The organism is Candidatus Thermoplasmatota archaeon (assembly GCA_035540375.1).
In the GTDB taxonomy this organism is placed as follows: Archaea; Thermoplasmatota; SW-10-69-26; order JACQPN01; family JAJPHT01; genus DATLGO01.
In genome coordinates this window covers 1-23,133 of record DATLGO010000076.1, presented here as the reverse complement: position 1 = coordinate 23,133, position 23,133 = coordinate 1, and the positions used below count along the sequence as shown (strand labels likewise).

At 70.1% G+C, this 23,133-nt stretch carries 15 protein-coding genes; 14 read left to right on the top strand and 1 reads right to left on the bottom strand.

From position 1 onward, the window contains the following. Positions 1-897, top strand: an 897-nt coding sequence (locus tag VM889_09320; GenBank protein ID HVL48744.1) for a M28 family peptidase, incomplete at its 5' end; no start/stop codon positions are given. On the opposite strand, the gene VM889_09315 is transcribed toward VM889_09320, so the two are convergent. Beyond that, positions 894-1,565 carry a hypothetical protein gene (locus VM889_09315; protein ID HVL48743.1) on the bottom strand — a complete coding sequence of 224 codons (672 nt, stop codon included), beginning with the start codon at positions 1,563-1,565 and terminating at the stop codon, positions 894-896. The genes VM889_09320 and VM889_09315 overlap by 4 nt on opposite strands. Positions 1,566-1,661: 96 nt before the next feature. Here VM889_09315 and VM889_09310 point away from each other — a divergent pair, with 96 nt between their 5' ends. The 13 genes from VM889_09310 (at position 1,662) to VM889_09250 (ending at position 22,884) form a co-directional block, all read left to right on the top strand. Next, positions 1,662-2,147 (top strand): flavin reductase family protein, encoded by a 486-nt coding sequence (locus VM889_09310; protein HVL48742.1) that lies wholly within the window; start codon positions 1,662-1,664, stop codon positions 2,145-2,147. A gap of 2 nt (positions 2,148-2,149) precedes the next feature. After that, positions 2,150-2,794: a methyltransferase domain-containing protein gene (locus tag VM889_09305; protein HVL48741.1), complete on the top strand. Its 645-nt coding sequence runs from the start codon at positions 2,150-2,152 to the stop codon at positions 2,792-2,794. A 55-nt stretch (positions 2,795-2,849) separates the two neighbouring features. Then, positions 2,850-4,106 carry a gephyrin-like molybdotransferase Glp gene (gene glp, locus VM889_09300; protein ID HVL48740.1) on the top strand — a complete coding sequence of 419 codons (1,257 nt, stop codon included), beginning with the start codon at positions 2,850-2,852 and terminating at the stop codon, positions 4,104-4,106. Beyond that, positions 4,103-4,462, top strand: coding sequence for a twin-arginine translocase TatA/TatE family subunit (locus tag VM889_09295; GenBank protein ID HVL48739.1), 360 nt, complete (start codon positions 4,103-4,105; stop codon positions 4,460-4,462). Before glp ends, VM889_09295 begins: the two co-directional genes overlap by 4 nt. 126 nt (positions 4,463-4,588) lie before the next feature. Beyond that, on the top strand, positions 4,589-4,828 hold the full coding sequence (locus VM889_09290) for a hypothetical protein (GenBank protein ID HVL48738.1): 240 nt from the start codon (positions 4,589-4,591) through the stop codon (positions 4,826-4,828). A gap of 189 nt (positions 4,829-5,017) precedes the next feature. Then, positions 5,018-14,131, top strand: a complete 9,114-nt coding sequence (locus tag VM889_09285) for a PKD domain-containing protein (GenBank protein HVL48737.1) — start codon at positions 5,018-5,020, stop codon at positions 14,129-14,131. 193 nt (positions 14,132-14,324) lie between these two features. Continuing rightward, positions 14,325-17,681 (top strand): PKD domain-containing protein, encoded by a 3,357-nt coding sequence (locus VM889_09280; GenBank protein ID HVL48736.1) that lies wholly within the window; start codon positions 14,325-14,327, stop codon positions 17,679-17,681. A gap of 256 nt (positions 17,682-17,937) precedes the next feature. Further along, the gene (locus VM889_09275; protein HVL48735.1) at positions 17,938-18,885 is read left to right on the top strand and encodes an ABC transporter ATP-binding protein; all 948 of its coding nucleotides are present in this window, start codon (positions 17,938-17,940) and stop codon (positions 18,883-18,885) included. Then, positions 18,882-19,742 carry an ABC transporter permease subunit gene (locus tag VM889_09270; GenBank protein HVL48734.1) on the top strand — a complete coding sequence of 287 codons (861 nt, stop codon included), beginning with the start codon at positions 18,882-18,884 and terminating at the stop codon, positions 19,740-19,742. The genes VM889_09275 and VM889_09270 overlap by 4 nt, the downstream gene beginning before the upstream one ends. A 168-nt stretch (positions 19,743-19,910) precedes the next feature. Next, complete coding sequence (locus VM889_09265; protein HVL48733.1) at positions 19,911-20,549, top strand: hypothetical protein; 639 nt, start codon at positions 19,911-19,913, stop codon at positions 20,547-20,549. After that, positions 20,546-21,334: a hypothetical protein gene (locus tag VM889_09260; protein ID HVL48732.1), complete on the top strand. Its 789-nt coding sequence runs from the start codon at positions 20,546-20,548 to the stop codon at positions 21,332-21,334. The genes VM889_09265 and VM889_09260 overlap by 4 nt, the downstream gene beginning before the upstream one ends. 144 nt (positions 21,335-21,478) lie before the next feature. Beyond that, positions 21,479-22,180 carry a hypothetical protein gene (locus VM889_09255; protein ID HVL48731.1) on the top strand — a complete coding sequence of 234 codons (702 nt, stop codon included), beginning with the start codon at positions 21,479-21,481 and terminating at the stop codon, positions 22,178-22,180. A 368-nt stretch (positions 22,181-22,548) separates the two neighbouring features. After that, positions 22,549-22,884 (top strand): hypothetical protein, encoded by a 336-nt coding sequence (locus tag VM889_09250; GenBank protein ID HVL48730.1) that lies wholly within the window; start codon positions 22,549-22,551, stop codon positions 22,882-22,884. Positions 22,885-23,133: the final 249 nt, after the last annotated feature.

Here is a 23,133-nt window from a genome sequence, read left to right as displayed (position 1 = left end):
AGGTTCAACGCGACGCGGGCCATGGACTTCGTGCGCGCGCAGCTCGCCGCCGAGGACGGCTCGTTCCGGGACCGCATCCCCGGCACGCCCGGGAACCGCGCCGTCGCGACGCTCATCCGCGACACCGTCGCGGGATACGGCTGGAACGCCTCGTTCGATCCTTTCGTCGCGACGTACGGATGCGAGCCCGTGCGCATGCAGAACGTCGTCGCGACGCTCAACCCGAACGCATCGAAGACCCTCATCGTCGGCACGCATTTCGATTCCCGGCCGATCGCCGAGAAGGATCCCGACCCCGCGAAGCGCGATCTCCCGACGCCGGGCGCGAACGACGGCGCCGCGGGCACGGGCGCGCTCGTGGAGCTCGCGCGCGTCCTCGCGGATCGCGTCCGCAACGTGACGCTGCTCTTCGTCTTCTACGATGGGGAGGACGGCGGCGGCTACCGCGGCGACGCCTGCACGGACTGGATCCTCGGGTCGCGGCACCACGCCGCGACGGTCGACCCGGCCGAGGTGCAGGGCATGATCCTCCTCGACCTCATCGGGTCGGAGAACCTGTCCCTTCCGCGCGAAGGCGTGAGCCGCGAAGGCGCGAACCGCGCGCTCCAGGACCGCCTGTGGTCCATCGCGGGGGGACTCGGGTACGCGAGCGTGTTCAAGAATTCGTCCGCCCCGGCCATCACGGACGACCACGTCCCCTACGCGGAGCGCGGCATCCCGTCCGTCGACATCATCGACCTGCGGCCGGGCGCGTCGGACGCGCGCGGCCTGCCCACCGTGTTCTTCAAGTGGCACCACACACGCGAGGACACGATCGAGCACGTGGATCCCGCGAGCCTCGCGATGGTCGGACGCGTGGTCGAACGGTACGTGATCGAGCTCGATCGGGCGGGCTAGCCCGTCCCGAGGGACACGATCGCCCGCTCCTCGCCGTGGTAGCCGTGCAGGCCCCGGTCCTGGAGCGCGACGAGACGGAGGACGGGGGCCTGCGCTTCGTCGGCGCTGATCGCGGCGAGCTCGCCGGTGACGATGGAATAGGCGGGGACCTCGATCGCGGTGTACGGAGGACCGCGGGCGTGGTCGTAGACCATCAGGATGCGGTCGCCCGGGCCCGCGGCCTCGACGAGACTCGGGGGCGCGGCCGCGCGGGCGAGGATCTCCACGACCTTCGCGGCCGGGGGGGCGTCCTTCGGGAGCGCGCCGGCGCCGGTCTTGGAGACGGAGAAGCGCGTCTGCCCCTGGTCGTCGAAGGTCGCGACCGCCGTGACCTCCATGGGAAGGCCGCGCTGGAGCACGACGCCCTCGAGGGTCCAGGACACGCGTCGCGCGCGCTCGAACTCGAACGTGGCGTGCGTGATGTAACCCGCATCGAGTCCCGAGAGTTGCGTGAGACGCTCGAGGACTTCGGCGTCCGCGAGCTTCGCCGGCTTCGACGGCGGGCGTGGGGCGTCGGCGTCGGGCAGGGATAGACGCGGCGCTTCGGGCTCGAAGGCGACGGCGACGTGGGCGAGGGTCGCGACGAGCAGCACGGCCGCACCCGCCGAGACCAAAAGACTCGCGCGCACGCCCGGGACTGCCCTTGGGATGGCTTGATGGTTGCGACCGCGGCAGGCCCCTCGCCCCTAGAAGGAATTTAGAAGGGCGGCCCCGTTGGGCCCCCCATGGACGAGGCGGCCAAGAAGCAGGCGCTGCGGCTCATTCCGTACGGCCTCTACGTCATCGGGTGCCGCAGCGCGGACGGCCACCCGAACGCGTTCCTCGGCTCCTGGGTGAGCCAGACGAGCTTCAAGCCCCCCCTGGTCATGATCGGCGTCCGGGCCGGGTCGCAGTCGAACGGCTACATCCGGGAGACGAAGCGCTTCAGCGTCTCCCAGTTCGGGGCCGACCAGAAGGCGCTCGCGACGAAGTTCCTCAAGGACGTCGTGCTCGAGGGGCGCGCGATGAACGGCGTGCCCTTCGAGGAGGGCGAGCTGGGCCTGCCGTACTTCCCCGACACCGTCGCCGACTTCGCGTGCCGGCTCGTCGAGACCGTGGACGTCGGCGACCACACGATCTTCGTGGGCGAGGTCGTCGAGGCGCGGTACCGCGGCGGCGCCGCCGCGCGCGCCCTCACGCACGCCGAGACCGGTTGGCACTACGGGGGCTGACGGTGCCGCTCCCGCCATCGCGCTATCCGCTCCGCGAGGCCCTCCGGGGCGCCGTTCCGGATCTCGCGCGTCGACGGGCGATCGAGACGGTCGTCCGCAAGATGGGCCTCTTCCCGGGAGATCGCGGGATCGACATCGGTTGCGGCACGGGGTATCTCGCGGTCGCGCTCGCCCGGAGCTTCAAGCGCTGCCGGTTCGTCGGCGCGGACCCCGACCGCGCGGCGCTCGAGGTGGCGCGCGCGAACGCGAAGGCGGAGGACGCCCTCGCCCGGCTCGACCTCGTGCAGGCCGATCCGCGTCACCTTCCGTTCAAGGACGAGACGTTCGCGATCGCGACCTCCGCGTTCCACTTCTCCACCCTGCGCGGCCCGCGGCCCACGCTCGAGAGCGTGTTCCGCGTCGTCTTCTTCTACGGCAAGGTGCTCCTCCTCGACGTCGACCTCGCCCGCGGCGCGGCCGCGGAGGCGGCGACCCCGAAAGGGGTCCAGCGCGAGGTCTTCCGGGAGTCGACCCTGGAGGCCATGCGCGACATGGGCTTCGGCAAGGTCAAGGAGCAGCGCGTCGAGATCCTCCCGGGAGGCGGGTCGGTCATCCTCATCACGGCCAAGCGCTTCGAGGGGGACGAGGAGCCGGACTCCGAGGCCTGACGACGCCCACCCTTCGTGCGAACCTCTTTTGCACCCTTCGTGGGATGGCGAGACCATGCCTCCCGCGAAGCGCGCATCCCGCACCGCCCCGCCGCGCATGCGGCCGTTCAAGGCGCTCCTCTCGCGCGAGAAGGCGCTCGAGATCCTGCTCGGCGCGGTCCGCCCCATCGACGCGAAGGAGAAGGTCCCCCTCGCCGAGAGCGCGGGGCGTGTCCTTGCCGCCGACGCGCGCGCGCCCGCCGACGTCCCCGCGTTCACGCGCAGCGCGATGGACGGCTACGCGGTGCGCGCCGAGGACACGTTCGGCGCGACGCGCGCGGCGCCGAAGTCGCTCAAGGTCCGCGAGAGCGTCCACGCGGGCGACGTCGCCCGCGGCTCGGTGAAGGCGGGCGTCGCGATCCAGATCGCGACCGGCGGCAAGCTCCCGCCGGGGGCGAACGCGGTCGTCAAGGTGGAGAGCACCACCGCGAAGGCGGGCCAGGTCCTCGTGCACGAGGCCGTTCCGCCCGGCGCGAACGTGAGCCTGCAGGGGTCGGACGTGAAGCGCGGCGTCGCGGCGCTCCGCGCGGGCGACGTTCTCGCCCCGGCGCGCGTGGGGCTTCTCGCGGCGCTCGGGATCGCGCAGGTCGAGGTGTACCGCAGGCCCAGCGTCTCGATCGTGCCGACGGGCAACGAGGTCGTCGAGCCGGGCAGGGCCCTGCGCGAGGGCCAGGTCTACAATTCCAACGCGTACGCGGTCGAGGCCCTCCTCGCGGAGCACGGCGCGCTCTGCCGCCGCCACCCGGTCGCGGGGGACGACGTCGACACGCTCGCGAAGGCGCTTCTCAAGGACGCGAAGGACGCGGACCTCGTGGTGCTCACCGGCGGCTCGTCCGTGGGCGAGCGCGACCTCGCCGTGGACGTCGTCCAATCGGCGGGCGAGGTGCTCGTCCACGGCGTGCAGGTGAAGCCCGGCAAGCCGCTCCTCGTGGGTCGGCTTTCGGACGGGCGCGTCGTGATGGGTCTTCCCGGCTACCCGACGAGCTGCTACACGAACGCCGCCATCTTCGGGATCCCCGCCGTGCGCCGCCTCGCGCGCCTGCCGACGTGGACGCCCCGGAGCGCCCGGGTGCCGCTCGGCGAACGCGTCGCCTCCAATCTCGGGCGCTACCAGATCCTGCCCGTCGCGATCCGCGAGGGGAAGGCCTATTCGACGTTCAAGGAGTCCGGGGCCATCACGAGCGTCGCGGCGTCCGAAGGCTGGATCGGCATCCCCGACAACCGCGACCTCGTGGACGCCGGGGAAGAAGTCGAGGTGTTCTTCTGGCGGTGACGCTCGCGATCCTCGGGCTCGGACCCGAGGAGCTCGTGCTCATCCTCCTGCTTTTCGTGCTGCTTTTCGGCGCGGACAAGATTCCGGACATCGCGCGCTCGATCGGCCGGTTCCAGGCGCGCATCGCGGCCGCGCGGCGCGAGATCGAGAGCGAGATGAAGACCGCAGAGGAGAAGGAGCGCGAGAGCCTCGCGGACTTCGAGCGGGAGCGCGAGCGCAAGATGGTGGAGGTCCTCGAGGGCGAGGCGCGCGAGCGCGCGCGGCTCGAGGCCGCGGCGCGCGCGCTCGGCGTCGACCCGGCGGGCAAGAGCGACGACGAGCTTCGCGCCGCCATCGGGCGCGAGGTCTCCGGGTGATGTTGCACCTTGTCGCGGTGCGTGACAACCCCGGGCCTGCCCTCCGGGTGACGCCCGCGGGGTCGCGGGGCGGGTGACGGAGAACCCTTCTTTTCCGTTCGCGACCTCCCGGTCTCCGGTGATCCCGTGGCGCAATCGGCCGAGGAGTACCTGACGGCGTTCGCGAACGGCATGGAGTTCGTGCTCCTCGGCGTCGAAGGACGCATCGCCGGCGAGGAAGGCCGGCTCGATCCCGAGACCGCCCGGGCGCTTCTATCGTTCCTCGGGGACTATCGCCGCATCGCCGAGGTCCACCGCGGGCCGTCGGGGTCGCCGCGCCTTCGCGTCCGCGCGCTCGAGGTCGTTCCCGCAGGCGTGACGAACTGACGAGGCCGCTTTTTGTCACCCCGGTTCTGGACAGCGTATGCGCCGGACCGAGGGGGCCCATAGGTTCATGGAATGGCATGGTGTAGCAGGGCGCGGAGGCTGAGGCGGGGCGCCGTTCCCCCGGACGGCGGCTGCGCGCGTCGCTCGCGTCTTGTCGAGCGTCAGTCTCGACCTTGGGGAGGCTCGGTCATGACGGTCGCTCGATCGACGTGGGTTTCAGGGAAGGCGCTCGGTATCCTGGTCGCGTGGACGCTGGTCGTCCCCGCCCTGCTCGTTCCGTTCGCGCTCGTCGCGGGCGCCCCCGCCGCGCGCGCGCACGGCAACGAAGCGGATCATGGCCACGCGTCGACCGTTGCGGCCTCGAGCTTCTGGAACGTCGTCGACGGCTTCACGACGAAGACGGGCTACCGCCTCGTGTTCGTGTGGGACACGGACGCGCCCATCGCCGGCATCGTCGAGTGGGGCTATGCGCCGACGTCGCTCACGAATGTCGTGCGGCCCCTCGGGAACGTCGTGGATTCCGCCCAGATGGCGGTCTTCGACGTGAAGCGGACCGACGTCGTCCCGGGCAAGGCCGTCTATTTCCGCGTCCGCGACGTCCAGAGCGGCCAGGTGTCGCCCGTGCAGAGCTTCCCGATGGGCAACGCGTGGAAGTCCGACTTCTCCGACGGCGTGTACGAGATCAACGCCCTCGTCCAGATCGACACGCAGAGCCTTCCCGACAACGTTCCGGGCGACCAGAGCCTCGTCGATCTCGCGAAGGGCATCGACGTCATGGCCGAGCGCGTCTGGGACATGACCGACGGCTACGTTCGTCTGGGCAAGGTCCTCATCACCGACACGCTTCTCAACTACCCGGTCAACCAGAACTCCGGCCCCGGCATCTGCGCCAACAGCCAGAACGTCGAAGGGCACAACGTCCAGCACACGATCGCCGACTTCATCATCGAGACCGCGCCGCCGTTCGACAGCCATACGTGGGGCGGCAACCCGCCGGTGATCGACGACGAATGCACGGGCTTCTACGTCGGCCGCGCCGGTTGGCTGCGCATGGGCGACAACTTCTGGAAGGGCGACCTCGACGTCGCCGCGACGTTCGTCCACGAGCTCGGCCACTATGCCTTCGGTCTCGACGACCTCTATGACACAGACCTCCTCACGGACGACGGTTGCTGGGTCGGCGTCGATGCCCCCCCGAACAACGCGAACGGCAACTGGGACATCTCCGTGATGTACAACGCCATCTACTTCTACGGCACCGAGACGAACGGCCGATGGAAGGGCACGGAGCTCGATCGCGCGAACACGCCCTGCGACCGCCTCGGGGGCCGCGTGAGCTGGACGCGCCTGCGCGACCACTACACGGGCATTCCCGCGCTCGGCCGCAACGGCGACGGCTATCCCGACCACTCGGACTCGGACTACCGCAAGCCGCGCGGCAACCCCGACGGCGACAGGCTCGACATCAAGATCCTCGACCACGAGGCCGGCGGCTCGAAGGTGAACCACTGGCTCAAGGCGACGGGCGAGGAACCCCCTGGGGTCCCCGACATCACGATCACCGACCCGACGAACGGCGCCACGATCGCCCCCACGGTCTACGCCTTCAAGGGCAACGTGCATCGCTTCGGGAGCGCCGGCAACGCGGCTCCGACCGCGAGCCTCAGCGCGGACGTCGAGTCCGGCGAGGCGCCGCTCGCGGTCAACTTCGCGCTTGCGGCCGCGGACGCCGACGGCTTCATCGCGTCGTGGTCGCTCGACTTCGGCGACGGGACCGCGCCCTCGGGCGGCGCGGGCGGGCCGCCCTCCTCCGCGGCGCACACCTACGCCGCGAACGGGCGATACACCGCGCGCCTCGTCGTGGAGGACGACCAGGGCGCGAGCGCGGAGGCCATCGACGTCATCAACGTCGGCGTGGGCGGCGAGGTCCGCATCGGCACGGACGTTCTCGGCGACACGCTCACCGCGACGTGCCAGACCGGATCCGGATCCGCGACCATCGCCTGCGAGCGCTCGTGGGTGAACGCCGCCCGCGACGGCTTCGATCTCGCGGCCGCGTGGGTCGAGGACGTCGGCAACGACATCCGCTTCACGATCCAGGTCAAGGACGGCTCCAAGTTCTTCGTCGATCCCGCGGGCGACCCCGCGTCGGGCCCGTCGCGCATCGTGGGCTACAATCTCGTGGCCACGTTCGAGACGAGCCCCGTCACGAGCTACACCGTCGAGATCGTCCGGGATCGCGGCCAGCAGGGTCTCTCGGGCATCCTCGGAAAGAACCTCGGCGGCCTCATCGCGCTGAGCGACCTCGACGACATTCCCTCGTACGACGCCGCCACGGGCAAGTTCTCGGTGCACGTGCCCAAGGACGAGTTCCCCGAATTCATCGCCCTCTCGCAGCTCCAGGCCCTGAACGCGCAGGCCAACTTCGTGCAGCAGGGCGCGTCCGTCTCGCTCATCGTCTCGATGGACGCCGAGCTCTCGAACGTCGAGAACGACTCGTACACCATCGTCACGGCCGCCGTCGGTCCGGGCGATCTCGTCTGGAGGCCGGCGGCTCGCGCCGCCCCCGCCGCCGCGCCCGCGAACCCCGACATCACGGACCCCGCGGGCGACGTCACGACCGCCGGGCTCCCGATCCCGCAGATGGACATCCGCGCGGCGTGGTGGGACAATGACGCCGATCACGTGTACGTCGGGCTCAACGTGGAGGACATTCCCGCGGACCTCCGGTCCGCCTCCCAGGTCGCGTACACCGCCTACATGACGCCGTCGTGGTCCACGAGCTGGGGCACGCCGGGCACCTTCATCCGGCTGCGTCTCCTCGCCGTCTGGAGCGCAATCGACGCCGCAACCGTGCCTCCGCGCTCGGCGCTCGTCGACGGCAAGGTCGAATTCATCCTGCAGGCGATGTACCAGGGCACGACCGGGCCCACCTCGTTCACGCTCGCCGAGCTGCCGGGCTCCTCGATCGACCCCGACACCAACATCGTCTGGTGGGTCGTCCCGCGCGCGACGCTGCTCCAGGCGCCCGCGGACGGCGCGAGGTTCGACAACCTCGAGGTCAACGCGGTGCCGGCCGTCCGCGGCGTCTCCACGCTCGGGACGGCGTACGGCGACAGCGCGCTCGGCGCGAATCCCTACACGATCCAGGGCTCCGGCTCGCCGGTCCTCGCCGAGGCGAACGGCCCCTACTCGGGCGTCGCGGGCGCGCCGATCGCCATCTCGGGCTCGGGCTCGGGCGGCGCCGCGCCGCTCGCGTGCCAGTGGGCGGGACCCGCCGACGCGGTGTTCGCGTCGGCCGCGTCGTGCGCGACGACGGTCACCTTCGCCACCGCGGGGCAGCGCACGATCACGCTCACGGTGCGCGACCAGAACAACCAGCAGGCCACCGACACGGCGACCGTCGTCGCGAGCGCGGCGACCGGCGAGCACGTGCGCATCCTGCTCGACGGCAACCCGACGCCCGTCGCGACCGTCCCGGTCGCGACGACCGCGCAGGCCCCGCAGGCCCCGTGGTCGATCGACGTCGACCTCCGCGCCCTTCCGGGCGCGCACACCGCACGCGTCGAATGGCGCGACGCCGACGGCGCGCTCCTCGATCACGCGAGCGTCTCCTTCCAGGTGACGCAGGGCGGCGCGCCCTTCGTGTCGATCGCCACCCCCGAGGCCGGAAGCGTCCAGTCGGGCGTGATCCAGCTCGCGGGCGAGGCTGGGCGCGGCGTTTCCGACGAGACGCAGGCCTCGGCCATCGCGCTTGGCGCGATGCCGGCCTCCTCGAAGTCCATCCAGGACACCATCGCGGTCTTCTGCGCGGGTTGCGAAGGCGTCCGTCAGGGCCAGAACCAGATCGTGCCGGCAAACCTCGGCACGAGCACCGCCTGGCAGGGCGGGGCGGGATCGCCGGGCGACGGTCTCGACGGCGTCTGGCTGAACATTGCGGGCTACGCGGGCGCGAGCTACACGCTTCAGGGACGCTGGAAGGAGCCCGCCGACATCTGGTTCTTCGAGGACGACCTCGACAGCCAATCCGACGCGACGGGCTCGAACGTCGCCGCCACGTATCCGAAGAACGGCGCGGTTCCGGCGAACTCGAACTGGGCGTTCGTATACCTGCGCCGACCGACGGCGCAGAACCTCGATCCCTACGGCGAGACCATCTGGCTCAACCTGACGCTCCCGATCACGCTCCCGACCGCGCCGCAGAACCTCCAGACGCTCGCCGGCAAGGGGGCCGTCGCCCTCGGCTGGTCGCCTCCCGCCTCGAACGGCAACGGCGCGATCAACTACCGCGTGTTCCGCGACGGCGCGCTCATCCAGACGGTGGCGGGCGCTTCGACGCAGTATCTCGACAGCGACCCCACCCTCGTGCCTTTCAGGACCTACACCTACGAGGTCGCGGCGGTCAACAGCGCGGGCCAGGGGCCGAAGTCGAACGCGGCCCAGGCGACGCCGCTCGAGCGCTCGGGCGGCAACCCGCCCTCGGCGCCGACGAATCTCCGCGCGACCGCCACGACGCCGACGAGCATCGCGCTCGCCTGGGACGCGGCCACCGACGACTTCGGGGTGAAGCAGTACGAGGTCTTCCGCGGCAACGCGTCCGTCACGCCCGCGACGGGCGTCTTCATCGGATCCACCGCGTCGCTTGCGATCGCCGACGCGGAGCTCGTCCCCGGCACGACCTACCATTACGTCGTCCGGGCCGTCGACACCGGCGACAATGCCGGACCCGCGAGCGCCACCCTTTCGGCGCGCACGGAAAATTCCCCCGAGAAGGTCACCCTCGCGATCGACGGCGTCGTGCACGACGTCGTGTACATCGTGACCCACGGCGGCTCCGCTCCATGGAGCTCTCTCCTCGACACGCGGAGCCTCGCGGACGGGACGCACACGCTCGTCGCCACCTACGAGGACGGCGCGGGCGCGAGCGCGACCCGGCAGGTCGTCTTCGAGGTGGACAACACGGGTCCGACCCCGGCGGTCGCGATCACGTCGCCCGCGGACGGCTTCGCGACGCGTCCGCCCGTGAACATCCAGGGTTCGTACCAGGCCGGCGGTCTCCCCGCGGGCCAGGCCGCGGGCGTCGCGGGCGTCGACCGCCTCGACCCGACGCTTCTCGAGTGGCTTTCGCATCCCTTCGTGAAGGGCCAGCTCGACGCGGCCTCCTTCCAGGCGTTCGTCCGCGACATGGCAACGCGCGAGGGCTTCCTCGGGGCGGTGCCGACGACGGCGGGCGCCATCGACGTGTATCTCGCGGGCGCGCGCGGCGCGAACTTCCCGGACTTCGCGGCGACCGGCGTGCCCGTCCGCTACGTCGAGCACGCGGTGCTCGAGCCGCTCGTCACCTACACCGACAAGCCCGCCGCCGACGTCATCAGCCTCGAGGCGTTCGAGGCCACGTTCGCCCAGCAGGGACCCTGGCGGCCCGGGGTGCAGCAGGGCGTCGGTCCGGGCGGCGCGTTCCAGTTCGACGCGGGCGGCGGCCTCACCGGCATCTGCACGGCGAGCTTCCTCATGGAGCACCCGGTCACGAAGAAGTACTATCTCATGACCGCCGGACACTGCCTCCTGAAGAACGGCGTGTCGTCCTCCGTCGTCGCGCCCGGTTCGCGCGCGGCGTGGGTCGACGTCTGCATCGCGCGCTGCGTCAACAACCAGGCCGGCCGCGGCGTCGGCCTCGGAACCTACGTGCGCCTCTCGCCCTCGGGCAGCTACCACCCGGTGGCTTTCGCGCAGCAGTGGGAAGGCACCTCCGCGCAAGGCACGAACAACGACATCGGGTTCATCGAGATCCCGGCTTCGCTCTACCGCTACCTGCGGCCGCAGATGTGGTTCTGGGGCGGTCCCACGGGCTTCGACCGCCCGACCGCCGGCGAAGCGCTCGTGCACTACGGGCACGGAGCGGGCTACGGCGCGACGTTCCCCCACCAGGGGCGCGTCGGCGTGAACATCGACACGACGAAGGCCCTCGGCGTCTTCGGCGTCGCCCTCGTGGCGGGCGGCGATTCCGGGTCGGCGATCGGGACGGGCGCGCCGCGCGCGGACATGATGCTCCTCGGCGACGGCGCCGCAGGCACGATCACGCACACGGTGCGCGGCCACGCCGCGAACCCGCTCGGCCTGGGCATCCTCTGGGGCACGGACTTCGAGCGCGGCCTGGACATGGCCGAGCCGTATCTCGGCCGCCTCGCGCTCGTGACCGAGGACGCGGCGATCCGTCTTCCGGCGTATCCAGACCCCGCGACGGCGGGCGTGAGCATCCTCGCTCCGGGTCCGGGCGCGACCTTCGATCCCGCCACCGCGACGCACGTCACGGTGAGCGGCGCGGGATCGTTCCCGCTCGCGGGCACGCCCGGCACTGACACGCACACGCTCTACCTGCACCGCACCGCGTGCGGCTCGGGCGAAGTCCTCTACATGGACGAGGTCGACCGTCCGAACGAGGGCGGCAACAACTGCGGCAGCCTCGTGCACCCGGTGGCCTGGCTCTACTCGGAAGCGGTCGTCGACACCGCGCTCGCGTTCAAGATGACGCCGGCGCCCGCGACGGACATCGCGCTCGACGCTTCGCGCAACTTCGAGGCGAGCGTCTTCCTGTCGGGCTACCGCGGCATCACGGGCAACCCGAGCCCGGTTCCGAGCATCGTGAACGACTTCGAGGTCCGTCTCGAGGCCGCGGGGCATCTCCTCGGCAGCCACCGCACGACGAACCGCATCGTTCTCGGCCCCATGACGGAGATCAAGTTCCAGTTCCCCGTCTCGAAGACGCACATCCCGGCGGGCGCCGACGTCACCCTCGTGTTCGTCGTGCACCAGTCCACCGGACCGGTGTTCATGAGCATCGACGAGCCCGGCGTCTCCCGCCTCAGGCTGCCCCTCGCCTTGGCCGCGACGCACGCAGTCGAGGTGTCGGTCGACGATCCCCTCTTCGCGCCCGAGAGCCTCATCCCGACGACGGGGACGCGATCGTGGACGGCCTCGTGGCCGCTCGCGGGCGTCTCCGCCGGCACGCACACGCTCTACGCGCGCGCCGTCGTGAACGGCGTGCCCGCTGAACCCGCCGCTTCGGTGACGGTCGAGGTCCTCGAGGAGCCCGTCGTGGGCCCCGTCGCGGGCTTCGCGCACACCGTGGGCGCGATGCTCGACGCGACGTTCGAGGACCGCTCGACCGCGGGCTCGAGCCCGATCGTGTCCTGGTCCTGGAGCTTGGGCGACGGCGACACGTCGAACGCGCAGCATCCGACGCACGTCTACGCCGCGCCGGGCACCTACACCGTGACGCTCACGGTGACGGATGCGAACGGCCTCTCGAACTCGAAGCAGGCCGACGTCCTCGTCGCGGGCGGATGGGTCGTGCAGGCGCGTCTCCTCGACCCGACGCTCGACGAGGTCGTCGGGTGGACCACGCGCGCGACGCCCGCGAGCGGCGAGAGCGGCGCCTGGACCCTGCTCTGGAATCCCGAAGGATTCCCGGCCCCCGGCCTCTACACGATCGAGGCCCGGCTCCTCCTCGACGGGGCGGCCGTCGCCTCCTCGTCCTCGACGTTCTCGGTGCCTCCGAACGCCCCGCCCGTCCTCGATCCGATCGGGACGCAGGACCATGCGGAGGGCGAGGTCATCGCTTTCACGGTGAGCGCCTCCGACCCCGACGGCGACGACGTCGCGCTCCGGGCCGAAGACCTGCCGCGCGGCGCCGCCTTCGACGTCGCGACCGGGGCGTTCACGTGGACGCCCGATCACGAGCAGGCGGGCTTCTACACGGTCCGTTTCATCGCCGACGACGGCCTGGATACGGACCACGAGGACGTCCAATTCGTCGTCCGCGAAACGAGCCGGCCCCCCCTGCTCGCCGCCATCGGGGCACGGGCCGCGCGCGAATCGGAAGCGCTGCGCATCGACGTCTCGGCTTCCGATCCCGACGGGGACGCGCTCGCCCTCTCGGCCTTCGTGCTTCCGCGGGGCGCGACGTTCGTCGACAACCTCGACGGCACCGGCGTTTTCCTGTGGACCCCGGCGCTCGACCAGGCGGGTCCGTACGACATCGTGTTCCAGGCGACCGACGGCGCGCTCAAGGACGAGGAGACCGTGCGGATCACCGTCGCGAACACGAACCAGGCCCCTGTCTTCGCTCCCATCGGCCCGATCGTGGTCCCGGAGATGAGCGTGGCCGCCGTGACCATCGGCGTGAGCGACCCCGACGGCGACACCGTCACCCTTGCGGCGCTTGCGCTCCCGCCCCGCGCGACGTTCAACGCGGCGCAGCGCAAGCTGACGCTGCAGCCGGCCCACTACAGCGAGGGCAGCTACGTCGCGACCTTCCGCGCCACGGACGGCTCGCTCTCGACCACGATCGACATCCCGGTCGAGTACACGCACGTCAACCGCAAGCCCATCGCCGCCCTCGACGGGCCGTCGGCCGCGCGCCTCGGCGCGCTCGTGGCATTCCGCAGCTTATCGACCGACGTGGACGGCGTCATCGTCGAGCACCGCTGGAACTTCGGCGATGGCCGCCACGCGGAAGGACGCGACGTGACGCACGCGTTCGAGAATCCGGGGACGTTCGTCGTGACGCTCACGGTCGTCGACAACGAGGGCGGCCAGGCGTCGAGGACGCGCGCCGTCGTCGTCGACGGCTCGGCCCCGACCACGACGCTCGCCGTCGCGGGACCGGGCCAGGCTCCGTACTTCAGCGGTCCCGCCACGATCACGGCCGCGGTCGCAGACAACCGACCCGGCTCCGTGACGATGATCTCCATGAACTCGGCTCCGGCCACGGTGTACACGGGCCCCATCACCCTCTCGGACGAAGGCGCCCACGTGGTCCGATACTGGAGCGTCGACGAGGTCGGCAACGCGGAGACGGCGCGCGAGCTGACGGTGTGGATCGACAAGACCCGCCCCGAGGCCGAATGGCAATCGCCGAAGCCGCTCGGCATCGTCGGCGACCACCCGACGCTCGCCGTCCAGGCCACCGACGCCACCTCGGGCGTCTCCCGTGTGGTCTTCTCGGTGGACGGCGTCGTGATCGCGGATCTCGTCGTCCTCGCGCCGAGCGGGATCGGGACCGTCGAGGGCCCGGGTCCCACCTACGAGACCACCTGGGACACGCGGGACGCGCGCCCCGGCCTGCACGTCCTGCGGGTCGAGGTCCACGACCGCGCAGGCCACGTCGAACGCGAGGAGGTCCTCGTCCTCTTCGTGCCGACGGTTCCCGTCTCGGACGATTCCTCCCGCCGCGAACCATCGCGCGAGACCCTCGTCGAGCGCCTCGGGCGCGAGTCGAGCCTCGTCGGCAGCCTCCCGTGAGGCCCGGTCCGCCCGCCAGGGGCGGACGAGGCCGATCGCCCGGCCGGGACGCGGCCCCGCGCGCGGCGGCTCACCGGAGGCTCCGCCCGCCCTGAGCCCTTTTGCGTCCACGGGGCCGCCGTCCGATACGATATTCCGAGAAAGAATAAGTAAGGCGGGCGGTTTGGCCGGTCGTCGTTTGGAGGTTGGCCCAGTGTCCTCTCACCGTGGATCAGGATGGCGCACGCTCGTTGTGGTCGGAGCCCTACTGGCTCCCGTTCTGGGCGTCCTCGCCCTGCCGGGCGCCGCGGCGTCCACCGACCCGGTGGTCAACGTCGACACCGGCCTCGGCTACGGGACCATCGGGGCGGCCCTCGCTGCCGCTTCGGCCGGCCACACCCTCGTCGTCCGACCCGGCGAATACGCCGAGGCCGTGACCATCAACGTGCCGGTCACGCTCTGCTCCACGGTCGCGGCTGGCGTCTCCTGCAACGGCGACGCCGCGAGCACGCGCATCGTCTCCTCGAGCGGCACCGGCATCACGGTGAACGCGAACGGCGTGACGATCCGGGGCTTCACGATCCACGTCTCCGGGCCCACCGGGACCACGGTCTACGGCATCGACGCCCCCGCCACGGCGACGCGGTCCGACCTCGTGATCCGCGACAACGTCATCCAGCCAAACCCCGCGGCGACCCATTCGGCCGTCCCTGAAAACGGTATTCGTGGCCGTCTGCGGGATGCGGTCATCGCGGGCAACACGATCACCCACTGGGCCTCGGCCATCTACTTCCGGCCCTACTCTGCCGGCGGGCTCGTCGAAAGCAACCGTCTCGAGGCGGTCAATACGGGCGTTCTTGCCTACGGCACGGACCACACGATCCGCGGCAACACCTTCGCGGGCGTCACCGGCCAGGGGGTCGACGTGGCCCAGGTCCCGACCGACGCCGCCGCGCGCTCGGACGGCATCGTCCTGCGCGACAACGCGCTCGCGGGCGCCACCGTCGGCGTCCGTGTGCGCGACGCGGTCGAGAACACGGTCGTGGACGCGCGCCTCAACAACTGGGGCGTCTACTCCTGCGCCGGCATCGCCGCGAAGATCGTGAACGAGGGGCCCGGTTCCTCGGTGCTCTTCGCGCGGTGGAACGGCCTCTCGGGCAGCGAGGCCCCGGTCCGCCTCGCGGGCGACGCGGTCCGCGGATTCTGCAACGTTCCCGAGGCGATCGCCGCGGCGAGCCCCGGCGCGACGATCCTCGTCGAGCCCGGCACGTACGCCGGCGCGCTCTCGATCGGCAAGGCCGTCACGGTCTGCTCGGCCGCCGTCGGCGCCGACGCCTGCGGCGGCTCGGTCGCGACGACCATCCTCGACGGGAACGGCGCGGCGGGCGCCGCGATCACCCTCGCCGCCGACGACGTCACGCTCAAGGGCTTCACCGTCCGCGGGGCGAACACGCTCGTTTCCACGACGGGATACGACCGCGCGAGGATCGAGGGCAACCGCCTGCAGGTCACGCCGTCGACGCTCGCGGCCACGCATGGCGTCCGCCTCTCGTTCTCGGACAGCTCGCGGGTCCTCGGCAACGTCGTGACGGGCAACGACTACCCCGGCAGCCACGCGGTCGCGCTCTTCGACTCCGCCGACGCCGTCGTCGCGAACAATGACATCGACCGCGCGAGCGTCGGCGTCTACCTCGCCCGGACCACGGACGCGTTCGTCCACGACAACACCCTGACGCTCGCGCCCAACGGTCCCACCGGCGGGGCGACGCTCGGCATCAGCGTGTACGAGGGCGCGGGCGCCGCGCTCGAGCGAAACGCGATCGACGGCGCCGGCATCGCCTTCTCGGTGAACGGCGCGACGGACACGACGTCCACGGACGACGCCTTCTCCGCGACGCCCGTCGGCGTCCGGCTCAGCGCGTCCTCGACGACGCAGCCCTCGGGCTTCATCCTCCGGGGCGCCGAGTTCGAGAACGTCCGCACGACCCTCGAGGTCGCTTCGGGCGTGGCGGGCCAGTATGTCGACGCCCGGTACAACCACTGGGGAGCCTACTCGCGCCCGAGCATCGAGGCGACGACCGTCGACGGCGGCTCGAACAACGTGATCGACGTCTCGTGCTTCTACGAACGCGACGGCACGACGGCCATCTGCCCGCCGCTCCCGAGCTTCGCGTGGACGCCCACGACGCCGAAGATCCGGCAGGCGGTCATGTTCACGGACGCGTCCACCTCCGGCGGACGCCCGATCGTGTCCCGCGACTGGGCCTTCAGCGACGGCGCAACGGCCGCGGGCGCGGCCGTCTCGCGCACGTTCGCCCGCTCGGGCAACGTCGACGTGACGCTCACGATCGTCGACGGCGAGGGCTACTCCGTGAGCGCGACGCGCACGATCACCATCGTGAACAACGCGCCGACGCTCCCGGTCGTCCCCGACCGCACGATCAACGAGCGCCAGTGGATCGCCTTCTGGGTGAACGGTCGCGACGTCGACAACGATCCGCTCACGTACACGATCGCGCCGAAGCCGGCCGGCGTGACGTTCGCGAAGGGCGGGAACCAGTCCGCATTCTTCAACTGGGTCCCGGCGAACAACCAGGCGGGCGTCTACGACTTCGTCGTCACCGTCACCGACGGCGACCTCGCCGCGGTCGGAAACTTCCGCATCACGGTGCTCGACGTCAATGCGATCCCGACGGCGCGCTTCAACGGCGTGCCTGTGGTCGGCGTCGGTCAGACCGCGAAGTTCACGAGCACGTCCTTCGACCCCGACGGCACGATCGTCCAGACGAACTGGACCTTCAGCGACGGTCCCGTCCTCGCGGGCGCCGTCGTCGAGCGCTCGTTCGCGGCCGGCGGCGTGTACGGATTCGTCCTCGCGGTCGTCGACAACGACGGCGCGGTCGCGACGAAGGAGGGCATCGTCCAGGTCGACGCGACGGCGCCGGTCTCGACGATCGCGCTCTCGGGGCCCGGCAACGCGCCGAACTACAGCGGCACGGTCACGGCGACCCTCGCTGCGACCGACTCCCACGGCGGCGCGGTCAAGCGCTACGCCCGCGTGGACGGCGGCGCGCCGGTCGAGGTCACGGGCCCGCTGTCGGTGTCGAGCAACGGCCCCCACACCATCGAGTACTGGGCCGTCGACGCCCGCGGCAACGTCGAGGCGCCGCGCTCCGTCCAGTTCCTGGTCGACCTCTTCGCCCCCGACGCGAGCTGGTCGATGCCGAGGAACCTCGGGCCCTTCATGAACAACCGCATCGACATCGAGGTCATCGCGCGCGACCTCGGCTCCGGCATGAAGCACGTGAAGATCTTCGTCGGCGACCTCGATCTCGGCCAGGCCGAGCTCACCGAGGGCGCGGCGCTCTTCACGATTGCCGGCTCGGGCCCGTACTTCCGGGCGACGTGGGACACGACCGGGGTCGCTCCCGGCCTCCACATGCTCACGTTCGTCGCGGAAGACCACGCCGGGCACACGACCCGCGCGGACCGCGCGGTCCTCGTGCTGCCCCCGGCGCCGCAGGCGACGATCGTCGTGCCGGACTTCGGCGTGGGCGACGTCCTCCCGTGAGCCCCTGAGGGCCGCGCGCGGCGCGCGCGGCCTTCGACCCCATCCGTCGCCCGATCGGGGGACAGCGTTCCTTCCTTCGGGTGACGACCGTTTTTCTATATGCTTTCCAGCCAAGGATCAGCTGCGGCGCGGGACGTGCCCGGGTCTCTCCCCGGAACCCGCGCCCTCGACCGGACATCCTCTCCCCCGCGGCCGACGGTCGCGGGGGCAACACCTTCACCGAATCCTTATCCGGCGTGACGCGGCTCCGCGTCATGTGACCGACGCCGCCATCGAGGCGCGGGGCCTGCGCAAGATCTACAAGAACGTCCGCGCGGTCGACTCCGTCTCCTTCAAGGTCCGCAAGGGCGAGATCTACGGCTTCCTCGGCCCGAACGGCGCCGGCAAGACCACGACCATGAAGATGGTCCTGGGCCTCGCGCAGCCGACCGCGGGCCAGGCGCTCCTCGGCGGCGTCGACGTGGCGACCGATCCCGTCGCCGCGCGGCGAGGCCTCGGCTTCCTCCCGGAGTCCCTCAATTTCTACAAGACGCTCACCGGCCGCCAGACGCTGCGCTTCTTCGGCGAGCTCAAGGGCGTCTCGCGAAGCGAGGTCGACGAGCGCCTCGCGCAGGTCGGCCTCGAGCAGGCCGCGGACCGCCGCGTCGGCGGCTACTCGAAGGGCATGACGCAGCGCCTCGGCCTCGCCCAGGCGCTCCTCGGGTCGCCCTCGATCCTCGTCCTCGACGAGCCGTCCTCCGGCCTCGACCCCGCGGGCGCGCGCCAGGTGCGCGACATCCTGCGCTGGGTGAACCAGCGCGGCACGACCATCCTCTTCTCGAGCCACATCCTGAGCGAGGTGCAGGAGGTCGCGAACCGCGTCCTCATCATCAACAAGGGCCGCGTCGTCGCGGAGGACACGATGGGCGCCCTCCGGGACACCCTGAAGCTCGACGGCCGCATCCTCGTGCGCGTCGCGCCCGGCGAGGGCGAGCGCGCCGCGGGCGCGCTGCGCGCGCTCGGCCCCGGCGTCGCGGTCGAGGTCCGCGGCGACCTCGTGGACGCGCGCCTGCAGCCCAAGGCGAAGCTCGACGCGTTGAACGCCATCGCGCGCGCGGGCGTCACGATCCAGGATTTCGAAACGAAGGACTCGAGCCTCGAGGACGTGTTCATCAAGATGACCTCCGAACCGGCGGCCCCGGCTCCGCGGGAGGGGATCGCGTGACGTCGCACCCCATCCTCGCGGTCGCGAAGAAGGAGTACGTGGAGAACTTCAGGAACGCCTACGTCGCGATCCTTTCCGTCATCTTCCTCATCCTCATCGTCATCACCGCGTACTACAGCCGCGCGATCACGAGCGGCGAGTCCGGCGCGGCGTCCCTCCCGGCGACGGTCACGACGATGCAGACCTTCACGGGTTTCATGATCCCGATCCTCGCGCTCGTCGCGGCCTACGCCACGTTCGCGGGCGAGCAGGAATCAGGAAGCCTCGCGCTCCTCTTCGCGCAGCCCCTGACCCGCCTCGACGTCCTCCTCGGAAAGTTCCTCGGCCTTTCGGCCGTGCTCGCCACGACCCTCCTCGTCGGCTTCGGCTTCGGCGGCCTCTGGGTCGGCTCGCAGTCGGCCACGACGAACTGGGGCGACTATGCGGTGTACCTCGCGCTCCAGATCCTCTGGGCCTCGGCATGGGTCGCGGTCACCATCCTCTTCTCGAGCGCCCTCAAGCGCCGCTCCACGGCGATCGGCGGCGCCATCGCGACGTGGTTCCTCTTCAGCGTCCTCTGGCCCATCCTGTTCTTCGTGCTGCTTCTTGCGACCGGAAACCCGGAACGCCTGTTCCGGGGAGACCTTCCGGACTGGGCCGCGGCGTTCGCGCTGCTCAACCCCAACGAGGTCTTCGTGCTCCTCCAGGCGCACGTCCTGCCCGACTACGCGGGCCTCATCCAGCGCGCCCTCGTGCGGACGGATCTCGTGGCGGGCGACGTGGAGTCGCAGAAGCTCGTCCTCGGCGCGGCGGCGGTCGCGTGGATCGTGGGGCCGCTCGCGGCGGCGTGGGCGATCGTGGAGCGGAAGGATCTGTGAGCGGGGGGTACTGGGGTGGCCGCGGTCCCCTGGATCCATCTACTGTCCGCAAATTTGCAAACACCCTTATATGATGTCCGCGAATACGCGGACACAATGACGAGGACAGGCCTTCCATCCCGCCCAGCTCCCCATATGGGCTCCGGAACCGTCCAACAGGCCGTCCTGATGCACTTGATCAAGGACGAGGAAGGGTTCGCGAGCGTCCGCGAACTCGCACGACGGCTCGCCGTCGGCCACACCAAAGTCGCGGAGGTCGTGCGCTTCCTCCAGTTCCATCAAGCCGTTCGTCCCGATGCGGGGCGCTGGGCGGTGGAATGGGAGAAGACCGCTCGCCTTCTCGGTGCGCTTCGTCTCTCTTCGGTGGTTCCGGTCAGGACGGTCGATGCGGCGGTGAGCCAGGCCGAGGTCCGTGATCGATTGGAAGCCGCGGGCGTGCCGCACGTCTTCGCCTTCACGACGGCCGCCAATGCGCTCGCCTACTTCGAGCCGCAGCCTGAGACGTGCGTCTACGTCGAGAAGCGGAGGGCCGGCGAAGCGGCGCGTCTCCTCCAGCTGGAGTCAGCCTCGAATCCGCGGCGCGCGCGCAGCCTTGCGTCCCATCCACGCGTCCTCCTATTCGGCGAGCGGCTCGCGGTCCTCGACTCGACCGCATCCGCGATCGGGACCATCACGAGCCTCCACCAGACCTACGTCGATCTGCTCCACTACCCGCTCGCGGGCGCGCAGGCCGATTTCCTGAAGAAGGCGATCATGAAGCAGCGGGCGAGACGGTCGCGTGAAGGCGATGCGGGGGCGTCGCCGTGAGGGAGGGCGTCGACGTGCGCGTCATGGACCTGCACGTCGAGCCCACGGCCCGCGACGCGTGGGACTTCTTCTTCGACTTCTTCGCCGAGGTCGAACGGCTCGGCAAGGAGGTCATCGTCGAGGGCGGATGGGCGGTCGCGGCACACGGGAGCCCGGTCGCAAGCATCGACATCGACGTCATCGTCGGGGAGGAGGATTACGAGGATCGAAATTTCTACGACCTCCTGCACGCCGAAGGCGCCTACGCGCGTCCCGAATCGCCCGCCCGCGTCGATTGGAGTTTCGCGACGTTCAATCGCCTGTGGGGGAGCCGTTCCGGTTACGATCGCGCGGCGCTCCTCTCCGGCCGCACGACGAAGGCGATCGTGCGCGCGCCCGATGGGCGGGAGGTCGTTCTCGCGATCCCGATGGTCCCGGCGCTTCTCGTCATGAAGCTCAAGGCGTTCCGCGACCGGGACCTGCAGTTCCGCGTCATGCGCGACCCGGTCGAGATCGCGTCGCGGGATCCGCACGAGATCCGGGTCGTCCATCCCGACGAAGGCTATCGGTTGAGGAAGGCCGCCAAGGATCTCGTGGATGTCGGGTTCCTCTGGGCCCTTCCGGCCAACGACCCGGCCGAGGTCCGTCGGCTTCTCGAGAGCTTCGGGATCCGCAAGGCCATCCTGGAGGCTCTCGCGGCGTGTGAACCGCGCGTCCTCGACGCGGCCGAGTACCTCATCGGTCGGCACCGGCTCCCGTTCTCGGCCCGGCCCGTCCTGCGGGTCGTCATGGATGCGCTCGCCTGATCGGGCGCGCCGCGCCACGAGCGCGGCTCGAAGCTGTTGAACGATCGGATCTCGTGATCCAACGCATTGCCGGCCGAGAGCCGAACCCGTACGGCGATAGCAAAGATATTTGCCCCCCCCCCCGCGCTTGGGGGTGTCGATCGCATGAATCGGACCACGCTTGTCGGACTCGTCCTGGCTTTCGGCATGATCGCGCTCGGCTTCCCGGCCGTGGCGGAAGATCCGGAGTCGGGGTCCGGGCCCGTGTGGGACTTCGACGAATTCGACTGCAACCCGTCAGGCTACGCGGACTATTGCCCGAAGAGCGGGAACTACCTCGAACTCGACACGATGGACATCTACTATTGGGACTCGGGCTCCGTGGGCGCGATGGACCCGCACGAGGAGTTCCGGCCGCCGTCGCTCACGAACACGGGGACGAAGGCGAGTGGATACGAAGGCTATGTTTGGACTTGGCCCTATTACGCGGGCGAATCTAACGGTCCGACCGAGTGGTGTGATGAGCAAGATCATGGAATCACCGTCGATCTGTGCGTTGCCGCACGCGTCGCCGTCCTCGGTCCGAAATGCGCGACCCTTCATATCGCCCACGATGAGGCAGTTCTTCAGAGTGATGGAAGATACCATGCCCGAGAATGGGTCACAGTCGTTCCCCTCGGGTGCGAATTGGCTGTCTACTTCCGTAATGTGATGCACCCCGAGTACACCGGCATTGAGGTGTGTACGACCGGCGTCGCATCGTGGATCCAATTCAGTCCGAAACCGGCAAGTCCCCCGGACCCGACGAGGTACGGATATCAATGGAGGGATGCGGGTGAGGACTGGGGGACGGTGGAATGCGAATGAACTCTCGCCTCGTGGCCATCACGTTGACAACCCCCTGGCTGCTCGGTTTTCTCCTGAGCGGAGCTTCGAGTAGCGCGCTCGCGTGTGAGCCGGGGCCGGTGGGTCAACGCGAGGACGTGTTCCTACCTTATGGTGCGTCCTGGGACTCGAGTGGATCTTTTAGGTTCGAAACTCTCCACGTCGGGCAATATCAGAAGTACAACTACCAAATCGCGGGCGGACCTTGTGTCGCGGGAATCGAACCGTCGGTTGGATCGCTGCAGGGCTCGTGCAACGCAGCATCGGCTGACCCCCCCGGCGTGAGGGTTGCGACCGTTCCGTCCGGTTTGGGGTGGAATCAGCATCCTAACTCGCTGAACCCTCACGGCATGCTGATCATGACGTCGGGCGACGTCGGCGCTGACAAAGAGAATGTCAATCTTGCCGGCGCTTCCTGCGCCCCTATCCTGCTCCTCGACGCCACCCATTGGGGCGCTCCGTGCAGAAATCCGGATGCGGAATACGACATGGGGTCGGCCGGCTCGCCCACCCCTGAGGGGGGATTGTATCACAAGCAATCCGACGGCAATCTCTATGTCGGCGGAACTCACCACAGCGTTGGGCCGAAGGCTTACAACAGTCACGTGGAGGGTCACTGCATTCCGTTGATCACCTATCGGTATGATAGCACCGAATGGGAGCGATGCCTGTCTTGCCCGCCATGATCCGGGAAGTGCTCGTCGTCGCGACGCTCCTCCTCCTTGCGTTTAGCCCCCTCCCGGCCCAGGCGGTCTCCCAATCTGAAACGGTGATCCTGGCTTCGGGTACAGTGATCGGCCCCGGCTGGTTCTGGGTGTATATCCAACCCGGTTCGCGAGCGCCATTGAGCATCGAACTCGCGGCCTACGATGTCGGACCTCCGGCCGCGGGGGGTCGGTTCGCGAGGACGATCCACGGGATCGGGACCGTGTTTC

Coding starts and splice junctions, on each gene's coding strand:
- VM889_09265 (HVL48733.1), top strand. CDS start 19,911: ATGCACTTGATCAAGGACGAGGAAGGGTTCGCGAGCGTCCGCGAACTC.
- VM889_09285 (HVL48737.1), top strand. CDS start 5,018: ATGACGGTCGCTCGATCGACGTGGGTTTCAGGGAAGGCGCTCGGTATC.
- VM889_09250 (HVL48730.1), top strand. CDS start 22,549: ATGCTGATCATGACGTCGGGCGACGTCGGCGCTGACAAAGAGAATGTC.
- VM889_09255 (HVL48731.1), top strand. CDS start 21,479: ATGAATCGGACCACGCTTGTCGGACTCGTCCTGGCTTTCGGCATGATC.
- glp (HVL48740.1), top strand. CDS start 2,850: ATGCCTCCCGCGAAGCGCGCATCCCGCACCGCCCCGCCGCGCATGCGG.
- VM889_09310 (HVL48742.1), top strand. CDS start 1,662: ATGGACGAGGCGGCCAAGAAGCAGGCGCTGCGGCTCATTCCGTACGGC.